The sequence below is a fragment of the Mesorhizobium sp. M1A.T.Ca.IN.004.03.1.1 genome (assembly GCF_003997555.1).
Lineage (GTDB): Bacteria > Pseudomonadota > Alphaproteobacteria > Rhizobiales > Rhizobiaceae > Mesorhizobium.
Genome location: NZ_RZTV01000423.1, coordinates 1 through 266, shown reverse-complemented (window position 1 = coordinate 266; position 266 = coordinate 1). Strand labels below are relative to the sequence as shown.

General features: G+C 64.3%; 1 pseudogene. It reads right to left on the bottom strand.

The window, feature by feature from the left end:
• Positions 1-131: 131 nt before the first annotated feature.
• A pseudogene (locus EOD29_RS32270) lies at positions 132-266 on the bottom strand (peptidase M14); the annotation flags it as partial.

Here is a 266-nt window from a genome sequence, read left to right as displayed (position 1 = left end):
GTGACGGCCATGCCCGATCGATCTCCCTGTGATGACAGCGAGATAACATGCACGAAGGCCGGCGCAAACGCCGTGCGACCTTTTATCCCCGAGCGCTTCGACAATCGCAGCAGGACAAAACCGGCCCCAGCTCAATTCTCCAGCGTGCCGGCCTTGCGCGAAGCCTTGCTGGGTTCGTCGCAGGCGATCTTCATCAGGTCGCCGCACCGCCGCACCAGCCGGTCGGAGGTTCGGGTGAGGATCAGCCCGTCCTGCGGCGCGGTAAG